This window comes from Candidatus Neomarinimicrobiota bacterium (assembly GCA_021157965.1).
Taxonomy (GTDB): Bacteria; Fidelibacterota; Fidelibacteria; order Fidelibacterales; family Fidelibacteraceae; genus Fidelibacter.
In genome coordinates this window covers 33,540-54,260 of record JAGGVO010000048.1, presented here as the reverse complement: position 1 = coordinate 54,260, position 20,721 = coordinate 33,540, and the positions used below count along the sequence as shown (strand labels likewise).

19 protein-coding genes and 1 tRNA gene are annotated in these 20,721 nt (G+C 45.2%); 8 read left to right on the top strand and 12 right to left on the bottom strand.

Going from position 1 to position 20,721, the window contains the following annotated elements; all coding sequences use genetic code 11:
* Position 1: 1 nt before the first annotated feature.
* The 4 genes from J7K63_08135 to J7K63_08120 all read right to left on the bottom strand — a co-directional run bounded on the left by J7K63_08135 (position 2) and on the right by J7K63_08120 (position 2,191).
* Positions 2-90 (bottom strand) — tRNA-Ser (locus J7K63_08135).
* A gap of 72 nt (positions 91-162) precedes the next feature.
* Complete coding sequence (locus J7K63_08130; protein MCD6234989.1) at positions 163-1,035, bottom strand: ATP-binding protein; 873 nt, start codon at positions 1,033-1,035, stop codon at positions 163-165.
* Positions 1,032-1,877 (bottom strand): ATP-binding protein, encoded by an 846-nt coding sequence (locus J7K63_08125; GenBank protein ID MCD6234988.1) that lies wholly within the window; start codon positions 1,875-1,877, stop codon positions 1,032-1,034. The genes J7K63_08130 and J7K63_08125 overlap by 4 nt, the downstream gene beginning before the upstream one ends.
* Entirely contained in the window at positions 1,874-2,191 is a 318-nt protein-coding gene (locus tag J7K63_08120; protein ID MCD6234987.1) for a NifB/NifX family molybdenum-iron cluster-binding protein, read from the bottom strand. Before J7K63_08120 ends, J7K63_08125 begins: the two co-directional genes overlap by 4 nt.
* A gap of 127 nt (positions 2,192-2,318) precedes the next feature.
* Between J7K63_08120 and aspA the strand changes: the two genes are divergently transcribed.
* Both aspA and J7K63_08110 read left to right on the top strand, forming a co-directional pair.
* Positions 2,319-4,169, top strand: a complete 1,851-nt coding sequence (gene aspA / locus J7K63_08115) for an aspartate ammonia-lyase (protein MCD6234986.1) — start codon at positions 2,319-2,321, stop codon at positions 4,167-4,169.
* Positions 4,157-4,921, top strand: coding sequence for a biotin--[acetyl-CoA-carboxylase] ligase (locus J7K63_08110; GenBank protein ID MCD6234985.1), 765 nt, complete (start codon positions 4,157-4,159; stop codon positions 4,919-4,921). The genes aspA and J7K63_08110 overlap by 13 nt, the downstream gene beginning before the upstream one ends.
* A gap of 218 nt (positions 4,922-5,139) precedes the next feature.
* On the opposite strand, the gene J7K63_08105 is transcribed toward J7K63_08110, so the two are convergent.
* From J7K63_08105 to J7K63_08090, 4 genes are all read right to left on the bottom strand, one after another.
* Positions 5,140-6,399 carry a glucose-6-phosphate isomerase gene (locus J7K63_08105; GenBank protein ID MCD6234984.1) on the bottom strand — a complete coding sequence of 420 codons (1,260 nt, stop codon included), beginning with the start codon at positions 6,397-6,399 and terminating at the stop codon, positions 5,140-5,142.
* Positions 6,400-6,507: 108 nt separating this feature from the next.
* Positions 6,508-7,443 carry a hypothetical protein gene (locus J7K63_08100; GenBank protein ID MCD6234983.1) on the bottom strand — a complete coding sequence of 312 codons (936 nt, stop codon included), beginning with the start codon at positions 7,441-7,443 and terminating at the stop codon, positions 6,508-6,510.
* Positions 7,444-8,199 carry a TerB family tellurite resistance protein gene (locus tag J7K63_08095; GenBank protein ID MCD6234982.1) on the bottom strand — a complete coding sequence of 252 codons (756 nt, stop codon included), beginning with the start codon at positions 8,197-8,199 and terminating at the stop codon, positions 7,444-7,446.
* Positions 8,200-8,360: 161 nt separating this feature from the next.
* The gene (locus tag J7K63_08090; protein MCD6234981.1) at positions 8,361-8,726 is read right to left on the bottom strand and encodes a four helix bundle protein; all 366 of its coding nucleotides are present in this window, start codon (positions 8,724-8,726) and stop codon (positions 8,361-8,363) included.
* A 270-nt stretch (positions 8,727-8,996) separates the two neighbouring features.
* Here J7K63_08090 and J7K63_08085 point away from each other — a divergent pair, with 270 nt between their 5' ends.
* From J7K63_08085 to J7K63_08060, 6 genes are all read left to right on the top strand, one after another.
* Positions 8,997-9,893 carry an RNA polymerase sigma factor RpoD/SigA gene (locus J7K63_08085; protein MCD6234980.1) on the top strand — a complete coding sequence of 299 codons (897 nt, stop codon included), beginning with the start codon at positions 8,997-8,999 and terminating at the stop codon, positions 9,891-9,893.
* 34 nt (positions 9,894-9,927) lie between these two features.
* Positions 9,928-10,119 carry a 30S ribosomal protein S21 gene (gene rpsU / locus J7K63_08080; protein ID MCD6234979.1) on the top strand — a complete coding sequence of 64 codons (192 nt, stop codon included), beginning with the start codon at positions 9,928-9,930 and terminating at the stop codon, positions 10,117-10,119.
* Positions 10,120-10,171: 52 nt separating this feature from the next.
* On the top strand, positions 10,172-11,530 hold the full coding sequence (gene glmM, locus J7K63_08075) for a phosphoglucosamine mutase (protein MCD6234978.1): 1,359 nt from the start codon (positions 10,172-10,174) through the stop codon (positions 11,528-11,530).
* Positions 11,531-11,705: 175 nt separating this feature from the next.
* Positions 11,706-12,401: a deoxyribose-phosphate aldolase gene (gene deoC, locus J7K63_08070; protein ID MCD6234977.1), complete on the top strand. Its 696-nt coding sequence runs from the start codon at positions 11,706-11,708 to the stop codon at positions 12,399-12,401.
* 203 nt (positions 12,402-12,604) lie between these two features.
* Positions 12,605-14,017, top strand: coding sequence for a 23S rRNA (uracil(1939)-C(5))-methyltransferase RlmD (gene rlmD / locus J7K63_08065; protein ID MCD6234976.1), 1,413 nt, complete (start codon positions 12,605-12,607; stop codon positions 14,015-14,017).
* 74 nt (positions 14,018-14,091) lie between these two features.
* Positions 14,092-14,955 carry a ChbG/HpnK family deacetylase gene (locus J7K63_08060; protein MCD6234975.1) on the top strand — a complete coding sequence of 288 codons (864 nt, stop codon included), beginning with the start codon at positions 14,092-14,094 and terminating at the stop codon, positions 14,953-14,955.
* Between the two features lie 463 nt (positions 14,956-15,418).
* Here the strand turns inward: J7K63_08060 and J7K63_08055 are convergent, their stop codons facing one another.
* The 4 genes from J7K63_08055 to J7K63_08040 are packed head-to-tail and all read right to left on the bottom strand — an operon-like array spanning position 15,419 to position 20,714.
* Entirely contained in the window at positions 15,419-16,867 is a 1,449-nt protein-coding gene (locus tag J7K63_08055) for a TolC family protein (protein ID MCD6234974.1), read from the bottom strand.
* A 12-nt stretch (positions 16,868-16,879) separates the two neighbouring features.
* Entirely contained in the window at positions 16,880-18,235 is a 1,356-nt protein-coding gene (locus tag J7K63_08050) for an ABC transporter permease (protein ID MCD6234973.1), read from the bottom strand.
* Complete coding sequence (locus J7K63_08045) at positions 18,232-19,485, bottom strand: efflux RND transporter periplasmic adaptor subunit (protein MCD6234972.1); 1,254 nt, start codon at positions 19,483-19,485, stop codon at positions 18,232-18,234. Before J7K63_08045 ends, J7K63_08050 begins: the two co-directional genes overlap by 4 nt.
* Positions 19,482-20,714: a hypothetical protein gene (locus J7K63_08040; GenBank protein ID MCD6234971.1), complete on the bottom strand. Its 1,233-nt coding sequence runs from the start codon at positions 20,712-20,714 to the stop codon at positions 19,482-19,484. Before J7K63_08040 ends, J7K63_08045 begins: the two co-directional genes overlap by 4 nt.
* Between the last annotated feature and the right edge of the window lie 7 nt (positions 20,715-20,721).

Here is a 20,721-nt window from a genome sequence, read left to right as displayed (position 1 = left end):
GCGGAGAGGCAGGGATTTGAACCCTGGTTGCAGGTAACCCCGCAAAACGGATTAGCAATCCGTCGCCTTAAGCCACTCGGCCACCTCTCCTTTGACTGCCTTTCAAACAGCCGAAAAATATAGGACTTTTCACTGATGATACAAAATATTTTGATGGATTTTTCAGGCGAGTTTTTCCAGGATGTCCTGCCTTAAGTCCTCAAACAACCGGCGCAGTTCCGGTTCGCCTTCCAGGGTGACAGGTTGTCCCTTGATCTGGGACTGAGTAAAGGACGAATGATAAGGAATCTCTCCCAAAACCGGTATAGACTCCCTTTTGGCAATGGCCCGGATACGCTTTCTCTGTTCAGGAGAAATATCTGCCTTGTTGATGAGTATCATGGCAGGAATAGAAAAATAATTTGTCAATTCCACGATCCGCTCCAGATCATGGATAGCCGAGACCCCCGGTTCAGTCACAATAAGGACACCTGTGGCTCCGGTAAGGGAAGCAATGACCGGGCAACCTGTCCCCGGTGCCCCATCCGTGAGAATCCACGTTTTCCCCTCCGCATCTGCAATTTCCCCGGCTTTCTGCCGTACCGCCGTTACCAGCTTTCCTGAATTCTCTTCACCGGGGTATAAATCTGCATGAATAAGTTTTCCCCAGACTGTATGGGAAACATACAAATCCCCGTTTATAACAGGTTCAAAACGGATGGCATTCGTGGGACACGCACGAAAACACAAACCGCACCCTTCACAGGCAAGAGAGTCCACCTGGTACATACCGTTACCCACCTGAGAAATGGCATGAAAACTGCACAAGGACTCGCACAAGCCGCATCCTGTGCAGTTATCCTCCAAAATTCTTGCCTTTTTCCCACCGCTGAAGGGCATTTTTTCACGGATTTCCGGATTCAGGAGGATGGGCAAATTTGAGGCATCCACATCACAATCGGCAAAAACGGCATCGGGCCATAAAACAGCCAGAGCCCCTGTGATGCTGGTCTTGCCTGTTCCCCCTTTTCCACTGATGACCACAAGTTCTTTCATAATACCTTTCTGCACATATCTTTTGCCAGGCGGGCTATATCCTCCCGAAACCGGGGAAAATGTTCAATCAATAAACCGCCGCCGGCGATCACATTGGCATAATCTTCCCGAAAAGGAATTTTCAATAAAACAGGAATCCCCTCTTCCCGGCACCAGGTTTCCACTCCGTTATCCCCCTGTCCATGACGGTTAATTACAACCTGAAAAGGACGTCGAATCAAACGAAGCATGGATGCAACACCTTTCAGATCGTGCAAACCAAAAGGTGTCGATTCCGTTACGACCAAAACACGGTCTGCATGTTTTACCGTTTCTACAACAGGACAGGAAGTTCCCGGTGGGGCATCCACGATGGTACATGGACCCGCATAACTCAAAACCTCATCAATAACCGGAGTAACACGGCTCTCCCCACGATGCAAATCTCCCTCAATCACATGAAGACGGGGATAACCGTCACACACATACTCACGTATCCGACCGATTTCCCGGGGCTTTTCAAGAATTGCCTTTTCGGGACACACATACATACATGCCTTGCAACTATGGCACAAATCCGGACTCAACAGGACTCCTTTCCGGGTCATCATCAGGGCATTATATTCACATATATCCACACATTTACGGCAACGGGTGCATTTTTCATGAAGGATTTCCGGAACCATTACGGACACCGCCACATCCCGATGGATATCCGCCCGAAAAAACAAAACGGCATTGGGCTCCTCGGCATCGGCATCCAAAAGACGGACATCCCGCTGTCGGGACAAATACGCCGCAAGGTTTGATGCAAGGGTGGTTTTACCTGTTCCCCCTTTTCCGCTGACGATTGCCAGATTCATTGATCAGCCACAATATCTTCCACGATACGACGAATTATGCCGTTTTTACCGGTTATTGTCCGGACACCGGCACTTTCGAGAGCAGACATGGCCTTGGGGCCTATCTGGGGAGCCACAACCATATCCACACCGGCATCCATCACATACTGAGCCACGACACGGCCTACACCATGTCCGCCTTCTTTTTCTCCGTTCCATAAAGCGTAAGATTCCATGGTTTCCGTATCTACTACAACAAACCAGTCCGCCCGTGCAAAACGGTTGTCCATCTCTGAATCAAGATTCTCGCCTGTTGATGGAAATAAGATTTTCATCGCTCTTCCTCCAAGTATAAGATGTTATATTATGAACTTATGTTCATTATAGAAAGTAAAAAAGTCCTGTTTCTCTTTGCCGGGGCTTGTGTAAATTATCCCGTCAATTATAAACAGGTAATGAGCCATGAAAAAAAATGAAATCCTGGCAATCCTGGAAAGTCAGCCCCTTTTCAAATCATTTCAAAAAAAGGATCTGGACATTGTGGTAAGGCTTTCCCGGGTTAAAACCTATCCGAAAGATGAATTTCTGTTTCACGAAAGCATGCCCCGGGAAGCCTTGTACATCATTCTCAGCGGACGCCTGACCATCCTCCAGGGGATCGGGGATGAAATGATGCCAAAAGCCATGTATCAGGCAGGATCCGTGATATCGGAACGGATACTCCGGCAGGATCATTCCCCCCACAAGACATCCGGACAGGCAGCAACGGTGCTGAAAACCCTGGAACTGGATTTTCAGGGGCTGGAAAAGCTGCGTAACCATTACAAAGAGATTTACGATAGACTTCAGAAAAATGCCTACAAAGCCTTTGCCCACAGCATGATCCATGTGCAGTCCCCGGAAGGGACGGATGTGGTTCATCATACACGAAAAGAACACGACCTGCTGGGTGAACGGGATGTACCCGAAGAGGCTCTGTATGGCATTCAGACTCTGAGAGCCCTGGAAAATTTCCCAATCTCACGTATCGGCATCAGCAAGGTTCCTGCGCTGGTCAAATCTTTGGCGATGGTGAAAAAAGCGGCAGCCATGGCCAATCATGAGCTTGGAAAACTGGATGAATCCGTAGCAAACGCCATGATTCAGGCATGTGATGAAATTATCGACGGGAGCCATCATGAAGCTTTTGTAGTGGATGTATACCAGGGTGGTGCCGGAACCAGCACCAATATGAATGCCAACGAGGTAATTGCCAACCGGGCTTTGGAAATTTTGGGACATAAACGGGGTGAGTACACATACTGCCATCCCAACAATCATGTTAATCTGAGCCAGAGTACCAACGATGTGTACCCCACTGCATTGCGTATTGCCCTGCGGTTCAGTCTGCAGCTTCTCATCGGTGCCATGAAACAGCTTTCCAAAGCTTTTAATGCAAAGAGCAAAGAATTTAAGGATATCATTAAAATGGGACGGACTCAACTCCAGGATGCCGTCCCCATGACCCTTGGACAGGAATTTTCCAGCTTTTCCATCATGATCAGTGAGGATATTGAGCGGGTGAAAGAGCTGGATAAACTGCTGGAAGAGATCAACATGGGAGCCACAGCCATCGGGACGGGACTCAATGCCGATCCGGAATACACGGAAGCGGTGAGAAAACACCTGGAGGCTATCACCGGCAAAAAAATGGCCACAGCCAAAAATCTGGTGGAAGCCACACAGGATACCGGTGCCTATGTGCAGGTGAGCGGCGTGCTGAAACGGGTTGCCACCAAGCTGAATAAAATCTGCAATGATCTGCGTCTCCTTGCTTCTGGTCCACGTGCCGGACTCCATGAAATCAACCTCCCCCCTGTCCAGCCCGGAAGCTCTATCATGCCCGGCAAGGTAAATCCCGTCATTCCCGAGGTGGTAAATCAGGTAGCCTTTGAGGTGATTGGCAATGATGTAACCATTACCCTTGCAGCCGGGGCAGGACAATTGCAACTGAACGTGATGGAACCGGTGATTGCCTGGTCCTTATTTAAGAGTATCAGCCATCTCCGTCAGGCCTGCATTGTTCTGGCGAAACGAACTGTCCGTAATATCACCGCCAATCCCGAGGTGACCCGTGGATATGTGGAGCGTAGCATCGGTATTGTAACCGCCCTCCTTCCCCGGCTGGGATATGAGACGTGTTCCACCCTGGCCAGAGAAGCTCTTGAAAAAGATAAAAGCATCCGGGAAATTGTTTTGGAGAAAAAACTGATGACCGAAACGGAACTGAATAAAATTTTGAAACCGGAGACCATGATTCAATGGCAGATCTGAACCCTGCTGAATTTAAGTTATTTACCTATCCCCACCGCCATATTGCAAAAAGGGTCTTTAAAATCAGAGAGATTACATCAACTAATGATATATTACTTACTGATCCGAAAAAAATGTTCCGGTCCGGAGATGTCTTGTGGAGTTTAAAACAATCCAAAGGACGAGGACGGTACAACCGGATATGGAACTCCCCTGAGGGTGGACTATATTTTTCCATTTTATTTGAGGATATCCCAAGGCTCAGCGCATTTTATCCCTTTGTGCTGCTTTGTGCCCTGGCTATCCGGAATGTGCTGGCGGATAGAACCCACGAGGCGTTTTTCACGATCAAATGGCCTAATGACATTTACGCAGATCATCACAAAATTGCCGGTATCCTGATCCAAAGCCAGTCCACAAGTCAGGATTCACGCGCCGTTATCGGCATGGGCATCAACCTCAACAATCCCATGCAGCATATCCCCAATCTCCGCACGCCGGCCATCTCGCTCCATGAATTGACAGGTCACACATCAGCTCCTGAATCTTTTTTAGAGGATATACTGGACCTGGTGAATACGTACTACCGGGATTTCATCCATCAGCGCTTCAGCTGCTACCTGCCCGAACTGAACCGTGTCATTTACAGTAAAGATAAACCCCTGATTTTAACCGAGGGGAAACGCCAGCGGATTGTAATTCCCCGGAAATTCACAAAGGACGGTTATCTGACATGTGAAGAAAATGGGGAAATGGTTGTTTTGATGGTGTAAATAATTGAACCCCGACTTATTCCTGCATGCTGTAAGAACATGATGTCTTTTAAAGCTGTTTGATGTAAAATAATTGTATGACAAAAACCAGAATGATGGCTACCTTATTTCCAAAAAAGTGTTACCTATCTCTTGACACAAAACTGTTACCTATGTCCTGACACACAACTGGTGACTGCCGACTGTCGACTGCCGACTGCCGACTGACGATTAAAAGACTATTTCCCAAGTAGTCTGAACATATTCTTTTTATACGCTTCCACACCGGGCTGGTCGAAAGGATTAACGCCCAAAGTATATCCATAGATAGCAATGGCAAATTCGAAGATAACCAGCAATTCAAAGAGGTTTTCTTCGTCCAGGCGTTCAAGATAAAAGGTTGAGACAGGCACGCCGCCCTCTTCATGGGCCTGACGTGTTCCTTCATAAGCCTTCCGGTTTATCCAGCTCAGCTTTTTGCCAGTCAGATAATTGAGATTGTCCGGATTCTGCACATCTTTTTCAACGGCAAGGTCCGTATCATAGTGATCAATCACAAGGAACGTCTCAAAAATATTCCGGGATCCTTCCTGAATCCATTGTCCCAGACTGTGAAGATCCGTCGTAAAGTCGGCGGATGCGGGATAGAGTCCTTTACCCTCTTTTCCTTCACTTTCTCCAAAAAGTTGCTTCCACCATTCGGCAACATAATGAATCCGGGGCTCAAAAGAGGCAAGGATTTCAATAGCTTTGCCGTTTTTCCACAGGATTTTCCGGTTCCGGGCATAGCGAAAGGCAGGATTTTGCCGGTCATCAAGAGATCCCTGCTTATATCCGGCCATGGCACCCTTCAGAATTTTTTTCAAATCTCCCCCGGCTGCAAGAATCGGCAGGAGTCCCACAGGAGTCAGTACGGAAAACCGTCCACCCACAGTATCCGGAATGGTAAAGGTCCGGTATTCCTCCTGCTCACTCAGTTTACGCAGGGCGCCTTTCGAAGCATCCGTCGTGGCAATAATCCTTTTGGAAGCCTCTTTCCCATATTTCTTTTCTGCTAATTGTTTCAAAAAGCGAAAAGCCACTCCCGGTTCAATGGTAGTCCCTGATTTGGAAATTACATTAATATAAAAATCAGTCTTCTCAAGTTCTTTCAAGAGCCGGCTCAATTCCAACGGACTCAAATGGTGGCCGGCAAAGCGAATCCGGTCGTTTTCCGGAAACAGGGAAGAGATAACGGCTTTGGCACCGAGATATGACCCTCCGATACCAACACAAACCAGGAGGTCGCCGCTTGTTTTAATTTCCTCAGCCACACGGGATAAAGGTTCAAGATCCTCCGGGTTTTGCAAAGGCAGATCCATCCATCCTAAGAATTCATGTCCGGGTCCTTTTCTGTCCAGCAGCACATGGAGGGATTCATGAGTCCAGTCCTCGACATCTTCCACATGAATCGGCTCAAATGAAAGGCAAAGTTTTTCGTCATCATAGCATACAGACATGGGTTTAATCCTTATTCTTTTATCTGTTTGATACAGCGATTTTCAAAACGTCGCAGGATTTTTTAAAATTCATCATTCTTTCCGAAAAAGAAACGGGAGAAAAAGATATTATTCAGGGAGATTATTAAAGACAAAGTGGGCCTTCACAGTCTGTGCATTCAGTTCCGGTGAATGGGTCCCGATAAAAGTCGCTGCAAAAGCACCTGCTGCTGTTCCGAATTCCACACAGGCAGGCACATTCCATCCCTGAAGGAGTCCCCAGATAAATCCTGCATGAAAAATATCCCCGCTTCCGTTGCTGTCCACAGCATCCACATGAAAGGCAGGCTGAAAAGCTGTCCCTTCCCTGTTTCCGTAAACCACACCTCCTGCCCCCAAGGTTATGGCTGCCATCTTTACCGGTGGTTTGGATAAAAACTGACAGGCCGTAAAGAGGTCGATGGAACCCAGGGTTTTGGTTACCCCTTCCTTTGGTGCAAGCCAGTAATCGATGTGGGGAGACCATTTCTCCAGATTTAACACACGGGTGCCCGGATCGAGAACAGTTGTAACCCCTTTCTCATGAGCCTCCCGGCAAATCCGGTATTCGGTTTCTACATACCAGCCTTCAAGGAGCAGGATATCTCCGGCAGTCATGGTTTCAACAAAACCGGCATGATACACGGGATAACATCTTTCATCGTGGGACAGAATAGCCGTTCGTTTTCCGTGTTTGGATTTTTCAATAAGAATATTGGCGACCGGATTTGCCGTATTCCTTTTGAACTGTATAAAATCAGTCTTGACACCTTGTTCTCCGATTTCACGGATAACCGAGCGGCCTGTATCATCATCACCTACCGCCGTGAACAATGCTGTTTCCACACCGGATCGGGACAGAAAGGCAAGGGCATTTGATACAGGACCGCCGAAAAAACGGTGAAAATCCGATGTAACCCGTTTTTCATTCAGGGCAGGATAAGAATCCAGAAACAACACATGATCATAGACAAGAAGCCCGGTTGCATAAACCTTTGGCTTAACCTGTTTTTCCCGGGCTCTCATTTAAAACTGCCGAATCGTGCGAACCTGCTGATAAGCATCATTAATCATTTTAAACTTTTCCTCGGCCGTTTTTACCAAATCCGGTCCGAGATGTGCCACTTTATCAGGGTGATAAAGACGGGCAAGCCGTTTATAGGAGGCTTTGATTTCATCATCGGAGGCATCCGGGCTCACTTCCAGAATTTTGTAAAGGGCATCATCACTTTTTGGTTGATATACATTGAGGACAGATTCATAGTCCTGAATAGAAAAGCCCAGGTTCATCGCGATTTTCTCAATGGCATTCCGTTCGGTCCGATCAATTTGTCCGTCCGCCTGAGCCAGGCCAAAAAGAAGGTGCAAAAACTGGATGCGGGAGGACAAATCCAGGTACATCGAGATTTGACGGACCACACCGGAAATATCTATATCCCTTTCCAAAGTTTGTTTAAAAAGGTACATCAATTCCTGGACAAATTTCTGATCGGAGATATTCTGCATCAGGTATTGTTTGACATATTCCACTTCCCCTTTGCGGATTTTGGAATCGGCCTTGACGACATAGGCAAAAACAATAATCAGACTCACATAAAAATCGCCCATTTGTGTCTGTCCTGAAGGCCGTCCGTAGGGATGCCCTCCAGTTAGTCTGTAAGTTCCTCCCTGTTCCCGTTCATCCAGCCGAGATCCCAGTATACCTCCCAAAATCGCGCCGATGGGTCCCAAAAGGACCCATCCCAGTCCTGCTCCGATAATCGTTTTATAAGAAATAGCCATAATCCGTCCTTTTTTTCTTAAGTCAGTGAGAAATTGAAGAAAATAAGGGGGAAATTCAAGGGAATATTGACGTTGAGACGTTTAGACGTTGAGACGTTGAGACGTTGAGACGTTGAGACGTTGAGACGTTCAGATGTTGAGATGTTGGAATGCAAAAATTTTCAGATTTTGATTGGCTTGAGAGATTTCACATATCTAATATAACTAATCAATTTTGCTTTAATTGCTTGAAGCCAATCGAAATAATCTTCATTTTGTTTTAAATAGTTTAATTTTTCAGCAATGATTAATTGTGTTTCTAATTCAGTTATTGAGCCTAATGCTACATATAAAAAATACAAATTTTCTTTATTCGTTTGCCTTGCAGCACCTTCAGCAATATTGGAAGGGATTGAAATGGCCGCCCTTCTGATCTGACTTATAAGTCCAAATCGCTCATCATCAGGAAAAGTTTCTGTAAACTTGTATATTTTGACAACAAAATTGATGGATTCTTTCCAGACATCCAAATCTTTATGAGTAGCCATAACCACACCTTCTTTTTGTATTGTTAAATCTTAAAATAAAAACCATTAGAATGCAAATTGATATTATAATATTTATAATTTAATATTAATTATATTTTTTACACTAATATCATATGATTCCAAACGACCATATCAATTTATTTAACATTATACAACTAAATATTAGTTGACCAAACGTCTAAACGTAAAATTGTAACGAAATCCCCAAATATTCATTGAATTTATAAGATAGAAACAATACATTTCTTTGTTGTGTTAAAATGGGGAATTATGCAAAAAAAGAAAACAACGGAGACAAAACCAAAGACCCGGAGACGCAAGAAACAGCGTTCGACAAACGATGCCAACAGGGCATTGAGCCGGTATTTAGATGAAATCGGGCATTTTGAACCGTTAAAACCGGCAGAAGAGATTGAACTGGCAAAGCGGGTTAAACAGGGAGATCGCCGGGCATTAAAGCAGTTATGCGAGGCCAACCTACGGTTTGTCGTAAGTGTGGCAAAGGATTATCAGGGACAGGGTTTACCCCTGACTGACCTGATCAACGAAGGAAATCTGGGTTTGATCAAGGCGGCAGAACGCTTTGATGAGACCCGGGGATTCAAATTCATTTCCTATGCCGTATGGTGGATTCGGCAAAGTATTTTGCAGGCTCTGGCGGAACACAGCCGGATTGTCCGGCTTCCACTGAACCGGGTAGGGACAATCACCAAGATTACCCGGGCTGCAGAAGAGTTGGAAGGGACAGGTGAACGGACGCCCAATCCGGATGAGATTGCAGATAAGTTAGGACTCAAAACCTACGAGATTTCCGATGCTGTCCGGATTTCCCGCCGGCACCACTCTCTGGACGCTCCATTTCGTGATGGTGAAAAAAACTCGCTGATTGACATTATTGAGGACAGTGGACAGCAAACTCCGGATCATCTTTTAATGGATGAGAGTCTGGAATCTGAAATTCGTGCCGCACTGGACACATTAAAAGACCGGGAGCGGGATGTGATCAAGATGTATTTCGGAATAGACCGTGAATATGCTCTCACCCTTAATGAAATCGGTGAAGAATTCAATCTGACCCGTGAAAGGGTGCGGCAAATTAAAGAAAAGGCTATCCGACGACTGCGACATAAGTCCCGAAGCCGGAAATTAAGGTCATATTTAGGCTAATGTTAACATAACAGAAAGGTGGTGACTTTTCACAATGGTTCAAGTAACTGTACACAGAGACGAACCACTGGAAAAAGCACTGAAGCGTTTCAAGAAAAAGTTTGAAAAGGCCGGGATCATGAGAGACATCAATAAGATCTCTTATTATGTGAAACCCAGTCAGGACAAACGGATCCGCCGGGCCAAGGCAGAGAGACGCTTGAGACGACTTCGAAACAGTAAGTAAGCCTGAGAAGTCCGGAGGATTCCGGACTTTTCCATATCAGGGAGAATAAACCATGCTCATTGAATCGATTTCCGGTGTCCGTGGAACCATCGGAGACAGTCTGCAACCGACACATATCGTTCAGTATGCTTCTGCTCTGGGGACCTATCTCCAGTCGAAAGGGACCGTGATCATCGGTCGGGATTCCCGTCCCTCCGGAGAAGCCATCGTCCGTATTTTCAGTGCAACCCTGCAATGGATGGGAATTGACGTCATTAATATCGGAATTGTCCCCACCCCTACTGTCCAGCTACTGACAGAAAAAAAGGGCGCCGATGCTGGAATTGCCATCACCGCCAGTCACAATCCCTTTCCCTGGAATGGAATCAAGTATATTGATCATACGGGACTCTTTATGAATGCAGAGCAGGTGCAGAAAATCATGTCCCTGAAAAACCTCTCTGATAAGCCCTTTAAAAAAAGCGGGGAATTCGGATCCTACAGAGAAGAAGGAACAGCCTTGTCGGACCATATTGAAAACATCCTTGAGATTCCCTATATCCAGGTGGAAATGATCCGGCAAAAAAAATTCCGTGTGGTGGTAGATGCTGTCAACGGGGGAGGTTCTCTGGCACTACCGGCGCTTCTCAAAGAATTGAGGTGTGATGTCATCGAAATCAATTGCACGCCGGACGGATATTTTCCCCACACACCAGAACCACTTCCGGAAAATCTGAAGGACCTAATGGATGCCGTTGTCAGGCACAAAGCCCATCTTGGGATGGCCGTAGATCCCGATGCAGACCGTCTGGCCATTGTCGATGAAGGCGGGCGATACCTTTCCGAAGAATATACACTGGTCATGGCTGTAAAAACGGTCCTTTCCAAAACAACCATAAAAAAACCTCTGGTTGTCACCAACCTGTCTACAACCCTGGCCGTGGACAAAGTGACAAAGCATTTAGGGGGGAGAATCATCCGTACGGCCATTGGTGAAATCAATGTCTCGGCAACAATGAAGGCCGAAAAAGCCGTCATCGGCGGCGAAGGAAACGGAGGCGTGATTCTGCCCGACTCTCATCTGGGGAGGGACAGCCTGGTTGGTGCTGCTTTAATCCTCCAGTTACTGACCGATGAAGACAAACCACTCAGCGATATTTTTGCCTCCCTGCCTCAGTACCGGATGAGCAAGAAAAAAGTTGAAATTGGCAAATCTGATCCCGATACCATTATCACAACATTGAAAAAAAGGTATGCACAAAAAGAAATCGATACGACTGACGGGTTGAAAATTCTCGATAGAGACCGGTGGGTGCACCTTCGAAAATCCAATACTGAACCTATCTTAAGGGTCTATTCAGAAGCACCGACCCTTGAAGAAGCCGAATCTCTTGGAGAAGCGATGATTGGAGAAATAAAAAGAGAGTTATGAGTGTCGGGATGAATTGAGAATTGAATGAAGAGAATTCCAGGGCCTTCGGCGTTTAAGTTTTTTTTTGAACACTGCAAAGCAGTGCCAGAATCTTCCATAAACCTAAAGCGACAACCCCGAAAACCGATATAGACGGTACATCGGGAAACCCACAAACCAAAACCAGGATAACATCATGACAAAAAATGAAAACATATCCCGTTATATTGATCACACACTGCTGAAACCTGATGCAACACAGGAACAGATTATTCAACTATGTCAGGAAGCAAAGGAATATCAGTTCGCTTCAGTATGTGTTAACCCTTACTGGGTATCTTTATGTAAAGGACAGTTAAAGGATACTGATGTCAAGGTCTGTACGGTTATCGGTTTCCCTTTGGGAGCCAATACAACCGTTGTAAAGGTTGCTGAAACACTGCAAGCTATTGAAGACGGGGCTGACGAAGTGGATATGGTAATGAACATCAACGCCCTGAAATCCGGTAAGTTTATCGATGTTGAAACGGATATCCGGGCTGTAACAGAGGCTGTAAAAAAAGCAACCCAAAATAACCGGATTAAGGTCAAGGTGATTCTCGAAGCCTGCCTGTTAAGTGATGAAGAAAAAATTCTGGCCTGTGAACTCAGTGAAAAAGCCGGTGCAGATTTTATTAAAACATCTACGGGTTTTTCCAGCGGAGGAGCAACGGTGGAAGATGTTAAACTGTTAAAAAAAACCGTTGGATCACGAATGGAAGTCAAGGCATCCGGAGGCATACGGGATATCCAAACGGCTTTGGCCATGATAAAGGCGGGAGCTACCCGGTTAGGAACTTCATCAGGCGTAAAAATCGTCATGGGTCAAAAAGCCGGGACAGACTCATACTAAACCACATCAACGTCAGGTGGAAAAGTCTATTATAAAGTCATGAACATATATGATAATCCGCATGTCCTCGCCCCCCGCCCCGGGGGTAATATAGGGAACTACAACAAAAGTGGCAAGTTTATATTGTTATTAATATATTTATATTATTTTTTATCTTTAAGTTTGCAAATTCACAAATACCGTCCTTATAACCCGGGATATGTATGAATAACCCCTGTCCGGTGAAAAAAAACTCCATTCGGGAAGTTACCATTGAAAGTATCGCCTTCGGTGGAAAAGGTGTTGCCCGTTTAAATGATTATGTGATTTTTGTCCGTGATGCACTTCCGGGTCAATCACTCCGCGTGAAAATCATTAAACGCAAACCGCATTATGCAGAAGCCATCATTGAAGAAATTTTGAAAGAAAGTCCGAATTATACTCCTCCCCCCTGTCCTTATTTTTCCGATTGCGGCGGGTGCACCTTCCAAAATCTGGACTATGAAACCCAATGTCAAATTAAAGAAATGCAAATCCGTGAAGTATTCACCCACCTTGGAGGATTGAAAACGGAAATACTTCCGGTCAAGGGATCACCGGTATTGTGGGGATACCGGAATAAAATGGAATTCTCAGCCGGAACAAAACGGTGGTTTATGAAAGAGAACGATCCCGGAACCTCCCGGGATTTTGCTCTGGGCCTTCATGCTCCCCGGCGTTTTGATAAAATTCTGGATATTGAATCCTGTCTTCTGCAGGATGAGGAAAGAAATGCCCTGTTTCAGGAAATCCGGAAACAGGTAAAAGCAGAAGGCCTTTCTCTTTACAACGCCAGGACTCATGAGGGTTATCTGCGCAATGTGGTAATCCGAAAAGGATACCATACCGGTGAAATCATGGTCAATTTTGTAACCCGTGATGACACGCCTGAAAGACTGACACCGATCGTAGAAAATATAACCCGGTGTTTTCCATCGGTCACTACTGTGGTAAATAACATCAATGATTCCCTCGGAATGACCGCTTTCGGTCAAAAGGAGTGGCGCCTCCATGGGCCGGGTATTATTCATGACCGTATCGGTCCCATTCACTATGAAATTTCTGCCAACAGTTTTTTTCAAACCAATACTGCCGGTGCTGAACAGCTTTATTCTCTTGTGGAAGACTTTGCCGAATTGACGGGACAGGAAACGGTTTGGGATCTCTATTGCGGGACCGGGTCCATTGCCCTTTACTTATCCCAAAAAGCAAAACAGGTATTGGGTTTTGAAATGATCCGGGATGCCGTAGAAAACGCACGGAAAAACGCAGAGAAAAATAAGATTTCCAATTGCCACTTTTTTGAAGCCAATCTGGATAAATTTTTTCAAAAAAATCCGGATCTGATTCAATCCTTGCCGGTACCTGATCTGGCTGTTGTAGATCCTCCCAGGGCGGGATTACATCCCGATTTTGTCAAACAGTTGATTCACCTGGCTCCGCCGAAAATCGTATATGTTTCATGCAATCCTGCAACACAGGCAAGGGATACGGCCATGTTGGCGGAAAACGGCTATTCTCTGGTTAAAATTCAACCCGTGGATATGTTCCCCCATACACCTCATATTGAATCGGTGGCACTCCTGATTAAAACATAATGCCCAAATAAGAATATTGCTGAAAATATCACCGTTGCTTAATTTTAATCAATCAATTAAACGGAGGATTTTCCATGAAAAGAATCATTATGAGTTTTTTACTCGTATTATTTATCCATTCCTATAGTATGGCTGCTGCCAACCTGATTATCCGTTGTGATGATATCGGCATGAACCATTCCGTAAACCTGGCTGTCAAGGAGCTTTTGGACACCGGGCTTCCCATTAACTGCTCGGTTATGTTCCCGTGCGGGTGGTACCTGGAGGGTATCAATATCTTAAAAGAATATGACAATGTAAGTGTGGGAATCCACCTTGTACTAAACAGTGAGTGGCAGGAATACAAGTGGGGGCCTGTTTCGGGACGGGAAAGTGTACCGAGTCTGGTGGATTCTAACGGTTTTTTCTTTCCAACCCGTGCGCTTTTTGAAGCCAACAAACCGGATTTCTCCGAAGTGGAAAAGGAGCTCCGGGCACAAATAGAACGGGCTATCCGTTCCGGAATAAATATTTCTTATATGGATTATCACATGGGCACCGCCGCCTCAACACCGGAGTATCAGGACCTGCTCATGAAGCTGGCCGGGGAATATCAAATTGGCATTTCCCGTTTCTATGGTGAAGAAGATATGAAAAGTATTTACGCTGTAGACTTTCACTGTAAAACCGATTCATTGATCGCTAATATTAAAAATCTGCCGGACACGGGGACTTACCTGCTTGTATGCCATATTGGAAAAACGACGCCTGAAATGAATGCTCTTACTGATACACACTCCTGGGGACTCAAAGAAATGAGCCGGCACCGTCAGGCTGAACTGGATGCTCTGAAATCCGAGGCCTTTCAATCCCTTCTGAAAAAAAAGAAAATCAATATCCTTATGTACGATCAATTATTGGAAGAGAAAGGCGTTAAGGCGTTGGAGAATCCTTTTTGACGTTGAGACGTTGAGACGTTGAGACGTTGAGACGTTCAGATGTTGAGACGTTGAGACGTTGAGACGTTGAGACGTTGAGACGTTGAGACGTTGAGATGTTGAGACGTTGAGACGTTGAGACGTTCAGACGTTGAGATGTTGAGACGTTGAGACGTTGAGACGTTCAGACGTTGAGACGTTGAGATGTTGAGACGTTGAGATGTTGAGACGTTGAGACGTTGAGACGTTGAGATGTTGAGACGTTGAGGCGTTGGGTGCTTACTTCGTTCGCTGTTGATGGGCTCTTGATGGGTTCATGGGTCTCCCGATGCACCGCCTGCCATTGGCAGTTTCTAGCATGGGTTCATGGGTTATCATATCTCGCCGGGCTCGGCGTTCAATAGTTACTTCGTAACGTTTAAAAATTCAAGCACCTTCGGGGTTCAATTACTTTGGAGTTCGACCCCTTCGCCCTTTCGTCCTCTCATCCCGTCTCGCTATTCAGAATTCCAAGGATCTGATAATAAGAAATCCAAAAATTTTTCAGCGTCTGAATATAGGTCCTTCGGGCTAAATCCTGTTCCTGCTGAGCCATGAACAAATGGGTAATATCTATTTTCCCGATCAGGTAGCGATTTTTTGTCACCTCAAAACGGCGTTGAGCCACCGTATCAGATTGTGCAGCAATGTGGACCTGTCTTTTCAGTTGGTCAAACCGCTTTAAGACATTTGAGTATTCTTCCCGGATTTGTTTTCGGGTTAGATTCCCCCGGATTTGAGCTGATTTCAGGGCTGATTCACCAGCTTTAATTTCTGCACGGTTTTTCCCCCAGTTAAAAAGGGGAATATCAAGCCCCATGGTGAATTGCTCCTGGTCAAAGGGATTCTCATACAAATCCCGAATATTCTCTCCGGTTTGGTTATAACCGAAACTCATGGTCAGATCAGCACTTATTCTTCTCTTGGATTTCAAATCTTTGAGTGCCTGTTCGGCAGATAAAACCGAAAGGCTGTCCCTTAATATTTCAGATGAACCGGTCAGGGCTTTGGAAAGGAATTCTTCCCGGTCGATATTCACTTCCGGGATGTGCAGGGGAGCCGTAATACTGAATTCCGTATCTTCGGGCATTCCCAGAAGCATTTTGAGTTCATTCATGGATCTTTCCAGCTCAAATTGAGCAGATTCCAGATTTGTTTCGGCCTTCATGAGTTCCAGTTTACTTTGCAGTAAATCGTTTTCAGCGATTTTCCCCACACTATATCGCCGTTTGGAAAGGTTGTATACGGTATCATTCACCGTATGGTTTATCCGGGCAATTTCCAGATTGATCTGATCGATATAGGTATTAAAGAATGCGTTTACGATCTGGACATTCAATGTATTGACATCTTCCTCAAAAGCCTGCCGGGCCAATTCGTATTGGATGCTCTGTAATTTATGTTCCCATTTCATGGCATTGGGAGCAAATAAAGGTTGTCGGTAAGAAGCGATAAAGGGAGATGCACGCCAGTAATAACTATCTGTATTCAAATTGTCAAAGCGTTCAAGTCCGCTACTCATAGAGAGGGTACCTCCGGTCCATCGAATTTTCTGACGGATTTCCAAAGCTGCCGTCCCATAGGTTTGGCTTTGGGAGCGGTATAAGAGAGTCCCATCCGGCTGCTGGACACTTCTGATGCTCCGGTTTAAACCCGGAATATTTCCCGACAATGAGATTTCGGGGAAAAAATCCTTCATAAAAGCTTCATAATTCCACCGGGCATTCAAAAAGTTCTGTCTGACCATTTCCAGATTGGGGCTGTGAACCCGGGCATAGTCCAGGGCATTCTCCAAAGTTAATTCAAAAGGTTCCCCCTCTTCGGCATAAAGCCAGGTACCATTCGTAAAAAAAAGAAGGCAATAACACACAAAGAAAAGCATGACAGATCGCATATCAAAACTCACTTATTCATATCTTAATGATTCAATGGGATCCCTCCGGGCTGCCTGATTGGCAGGATAGCTGCCGAAAATGAGTCCTACCGAGATCGAAACAACAAAAGATACTACAATTGAAATAGTCGAAACAACGGTTGTGATACCTGTAATTTCTTCAATCACATAACTGAGGAAAATTCCCAGAAAGATTCCGATAATCCCCCCTGTTACAGAAATTGTAATAGCTTCCAGCAAGAACTGGAGCATAATATCCAGACGAGTTGCACCCAGTGCCTGGCGGACGCCGATTTCCTTGATCCGCTCCATCACCGAAGCAAGCATAATATTCATAATTCCGATACCACCTACAACCAGGGATATGGAAGCAATAGCACCTAATACCATATTGAAAATCCGCTTGGTCCGCTGTTCCTGTTGCAATAATTGTTCAGGAACAATCACTTCAAAATCAACCACATCATAATGTCTCCGTGTCAGCATACGGGCAATAATTTCGGAAACTGTGGTGATGTATTGTGAATCATCAACCCGTACCACAAGCCGGTCGATCTGGTGGTAATTACTTTCCTGTGACCGGTTCCGCTGGCGTGAGACAGCCATGATATCCCGGGGAGAAATCCGGGATCTGTCGATATAGCGGAGTAAAACTGTTTTTACAGGCGCGTAGATGTCCAGATTGGTGTTTCTAAGTCCCAGATGTTCAAAAGATTCTTCCGCAATCTTTCGTTCTTTCAATACACCTATAACAGTCAGCCAGTTTTTCCCGCATTTTATCTTTTTTCCTAAAGGATTCTCACCGGGGAAAAAACGGACACCGATATCATACCCGATGACACAGACGGGCAAAGCCTGGTCCTGCTGACTTTCAGTAAAAAAAGACCCTTCACATATTTCAAAATCCGTTGTTTTGAAATATTCATTATTCACACCCACCAGCTTGCCAGAGCGGCGGTACCCGGAGCGGATTATTGTTGTTTCCAAAACGATTTCGGGGCTGACAAAATCAACATGGGGAATAGTGGTCTTTATGGTTTGAGCATCTTCCAGTGTGAGACCCCGGGTAAATTTAATCTTTTTTTCACCATTGTTTGTTTTTTGGTTGGTCGATCCATCCTGTACACGACCTTCTTCCTGTTTGATGACCGGCCGGATAATGATATTGTTCACCCCCAACAGGGACATTTGTTCCAGTATCTCCTGACGGGCGCCGGATCCAATGGCCAGCATAGCTATCACACTGGCAACCCCAAAAATAATCCCCAAAGATGTTAAGAGGGATTTCAGCTTATTTTGCCGGATGGCATCCAGGGCTATATGTAAATTCAAAAGGGTTTGAACTGACCAATGATAATGCAAACTCATTTGGAATCCGGTAAATATATAATTTCAAGGTCTTCATCGTTTTCGGGGATTGATAAAAAGATTTTATCTGTGGGTTTTAATCCCCGGGTGATCACAATTTCATTTTCATTTTTCAATCCAGTCTCCACCTCTTGTTTTACAGGTTCGGAAGAACTTTTCTTAAAGACAAATTCCAGTGAATCTTCTGCATGATATGCCTCCAGGAGAATATATAGTGCAGAGTCGAGGGATGCGATGATAATAGTGTTACTGGTTGTCATAGCCGGCCGGAGAGTGGAATCGGCTTCATTGATTTCAATTTCCACCTCGAAAACCTTGGAATCTGAATTGGGCTGTTGTTCACCAATATTGGCAATAGAGGTGACAACCCCCGTCAGATTTTTGGACGGATCGGCATCCAGGCCGACCTCGACCGGCATGCCCGTTTTTACTTTTTGGATATCCACCTCGCTGACATAGGTGATGGATTGCATCACACTCAAATCAGGCAGAGTGGCAATTGTCGGATCCCAGGCATTGATGGTGGAACCCTCCGTTATCTTGTTCCCGTTCCAGTCCCTTTTATATATCACCATCCCTTTTTCAGGGGCATAGATCGTAAATTCCTTCATCAGATCCAGATATTCCTGGTATTCATTCCGGTTCTTCCGAAGATCGGAATCCACTTCAGACATTTTGGCAATGGCCTGCTTCACTTTAGTTTTATAGTTTTCCTTTGCCTGCCCAAGAGCACGGACAGCTTTATCATAATCAATCTCAGCCTGTCTGGCAACCGACGGGGCTTCGTATTTCGCCTGTTCTTTCATCAAAAGACGCTCTTCCAGGGCATATTCCAGGTTAATCAGTTCATTACGTGCATTTGCAAGGGTCAGGGTACAATCCAGCTTAGCCTGTTGATATTGACTTTCTGCCTTTTGTATAGCCAGTTGGACGTCTTTGATCTTACTCTCCAGCTCTGACCTGTCCAGACTGGCCACAAAATCACCGGAATCCACCACGGTCCCCTCGGAGACCAGTTTTAAAATTTTCATCTCGTAAATACGGGCTCTCCGGGCATTTGCAGGTCCACGGATCTCTGTAGAATTTTTCGCCTTCAATTCCCCCGTAGTTGTAATCGTCACCCTGAAAAGTCCGGTTTTCGGCGTTATGATAATCTCTGTACTTTCCTCATTCGTTGGGAGAAAACGATAAAACAGAAAGACAAGAACTAAAACAATTAAAAGTATCAGAATCAGATTTTTACGTTTCATGGATTACCCATTTGTTCAAATGTTGACTCATAAAGGGACCGGATATGGCCATCCAGCCACTTGTTAAAATATTTTATATCTTTTTTATTTACACCCTTTTTACAGAATCGTTCCTGTAAAACCCTGGCTTTTGAAATAATTATATCTTCCCGGGGAATAAGATTCTGCAAAAAACCTGTGTTTTGCTGATTTTTCAGGGGTGCCGTATTGATATAGGATTCCCCGTTTCCTTTTTCATAGGGGAAACAATATGCTTTCAGTTGCAGAGACCAATCGACCAGGGGAGGATTTTCTCCATTCTCCGATTGTATTATGGCAGGTATTTCATTTCCCGCACCAATCCACACAGGTGTTACGACACAAGTCAGGGGGAATCCAATCAGGGTCCACAATGTCGTGCCTTCCGGGTTTTCATGGGGTTTCACCCCTTCCACCACCAAAACAGAAGCAGACCAGAATCGAACCACATAATCCTGAAGAGACACCATATATTCATCATAAAAATCTTTCGGAAAATAAGAATCCCAAATATCCCGTTTCATCAGGCCATGGTGCATGTTCCGTGTTGCCTTTTTCAGGATGAATTCCACGCTTAATCCACCTTTCAGTATTTCCCGCCGGAAAAGGTCCGCTGTTTCGGCATAACGAATGTAACCCTGACCGTCTTCCGGTTCACCGGAAAAAGAAAAATTTGTCCGGATCAGATAGCCTTCCGGGGCAATATTTTTATCGGTGGCATCATATTTAACATAGTCATAAAACCCTGTTTCGAAATAGGCAGCACCTCCTTTTGCATCTATAACACCAAAGTTCGCTTCAACACCCCATTCCCCTAACTGGGACTTGAGAAACGCTTCAAATTCTTCCACGGTAGCACATTGCCCCAGGGCTTTTTTCATAAAGATCCCTTCCTGATCCTTTTGTTTGTTCCATTCCACCCCGGCATTCACATTATAAGATGCCGTATTCATAATACTGAAACCGGCTTCGTTGCTCCCCATCCAGAGTTCTTTATTCAGGGTGTCAGATACATTGAAAATCCCGGTGCAGGCATATTTATCCCCCATAAAACGGACAATTTTATTCTCCAGAGAGCCGGTATCCCGGTGTTTCCACAACATGGGACGACCGGTCAGGCTCGCATCCCCCGTAATAACCGCTGATGTACAGGGGAAAAGCAAATTGTTCAAAAGAAAGAAAACAAACAGTGAAAAAAGATATTTTTTCATAGGACCT

Bases quoted from the DNA above. Each gene is read 5' to 3' on its own strand.
- J7K63_08130 (MCD6234989.1), bottom strand. From the start codon at position 1,035: ATGAAAGAACTTGTGGTCATCAGTGGAAAAGGGGGAACAGGCAAGACC.
- J7K63_08125 (MCD6234988.1), bottom strand. From the start codon at position 1,877: ATGAATCTGGCAATCGTCAGCGGAAAAGGGGGAACAGGTAAAACCACC.
- J7K63_08120 (MCD6234987.1), bottom strand. From the start codon at position 2,191: ATGAAAATCTTATTTCCATCAACAGGCGAGAATCTTGATTCAGAGATG.
- aspA (MCD6234986.1), top strand. From the start codon at position 2,319: ATGAAAAAAAATGAAATCCTGGCAATCCTGGAAAGTCAGCCCCTTTTC.
- J7K63_08110 (MCD6234985.1), top strand. From the start codon at position 4,157: ATGGCAGATCTGAACCCTGCTGAATTTAAGTTATTTACCTATCCCCAC.
- J7K63_08105 (MCD6234984.1), bottom strand. From the start codon at position 6,399: ATGTCTGTATGCTATGATGACGAAAAACTTTGCCTTTCATTTGAGCCG.
- J7K63_08100 (MCD6234983.1), bottom strand. From the start codon at position 7,443: ATGAGAGCCCGGGAAAAACAGGTTAAGCCAAAGGTTTATGCAACCGGG.
- J7K63_08095 (MCD6234982.1), bottom strand. From the start codon at position 8,199: ATGGCTATTTCTTATAAAACGATTATCGGAGCAGGACTGGGATGGGTC.
- J7K63_08090 (MCD6234981.1), bottom strand. From the start codon at position 8,726: ATGGCTACTCATAAAGATTTGGATGTCTGGAAAGAATCCATCAATTTT.
- J7K63_08085 (MCD6234980.1), top strand. From the start codon at position 8,997: ATGCAAAAAAAGAAAACAACGGAGACAAAACCAAAGACCCGGAGACGC.
- rpsU (MCD6234979.1), top strand. From the start codon at position 9,928: ATGGTTCAAGTAACTGTACACAGAGACGAACCACTGGAAAAAGCACTG.
- glmM (MCD6234978.1), top strand. From the start codon at position 10,172: ATGCTCATTGAATCGATTTCCGGTGTCCGTGGAACCATCGGAGACAGT.
- deoC (MCD6234977.1), top strand. From the start codon at position 11,706: ATGACAAAAAATGAAAACATATCCCGTTATATTGATCACACACTGCTG.
- rlmD (MCD6234976.1), top strand. From the start codon at position 12,605: ATGAATAACCCCTGTCCGGTGAAAAAAAACTCCATTCGGGAAGTTACC.
- J7K63_08060 (MCD6234975.1), top strand. From the start codon at position 14,092: ATGAAAAGAATCATTATGAGTTTTTTACTCGTATTATTTATCCATTCC.
- J7K63_08055 (MCD6234974.1), bottom strand. From the start codon at position 16,867: ATGCGATCTGTCATGCTTTTCTTTGTGTGTTATTGCCTTCTTTTTTTT.
- J7K63_08050 (MCD6234973.1), bottom strand. From the start codon at position 18,235: ATGAGTTTGCATTATCATTGGTCAGTTCAAACCCTTTTGAATTTACAT.
- J7K63_08045 (MCD6234972.1), bottom strand. From the start codon at position 19,485: ATGAAACGTAAAAATCTGATTCTGATACTTTTAATTGTTTTAGTTCTT.
- J7K63_08040 (MCD6234971.1), bottom strand. From the start codon at position 20,714: ATGAAAAAATATCTTTTTTCACTGTTTGTTTTCTTTCTTTTGAACAAT.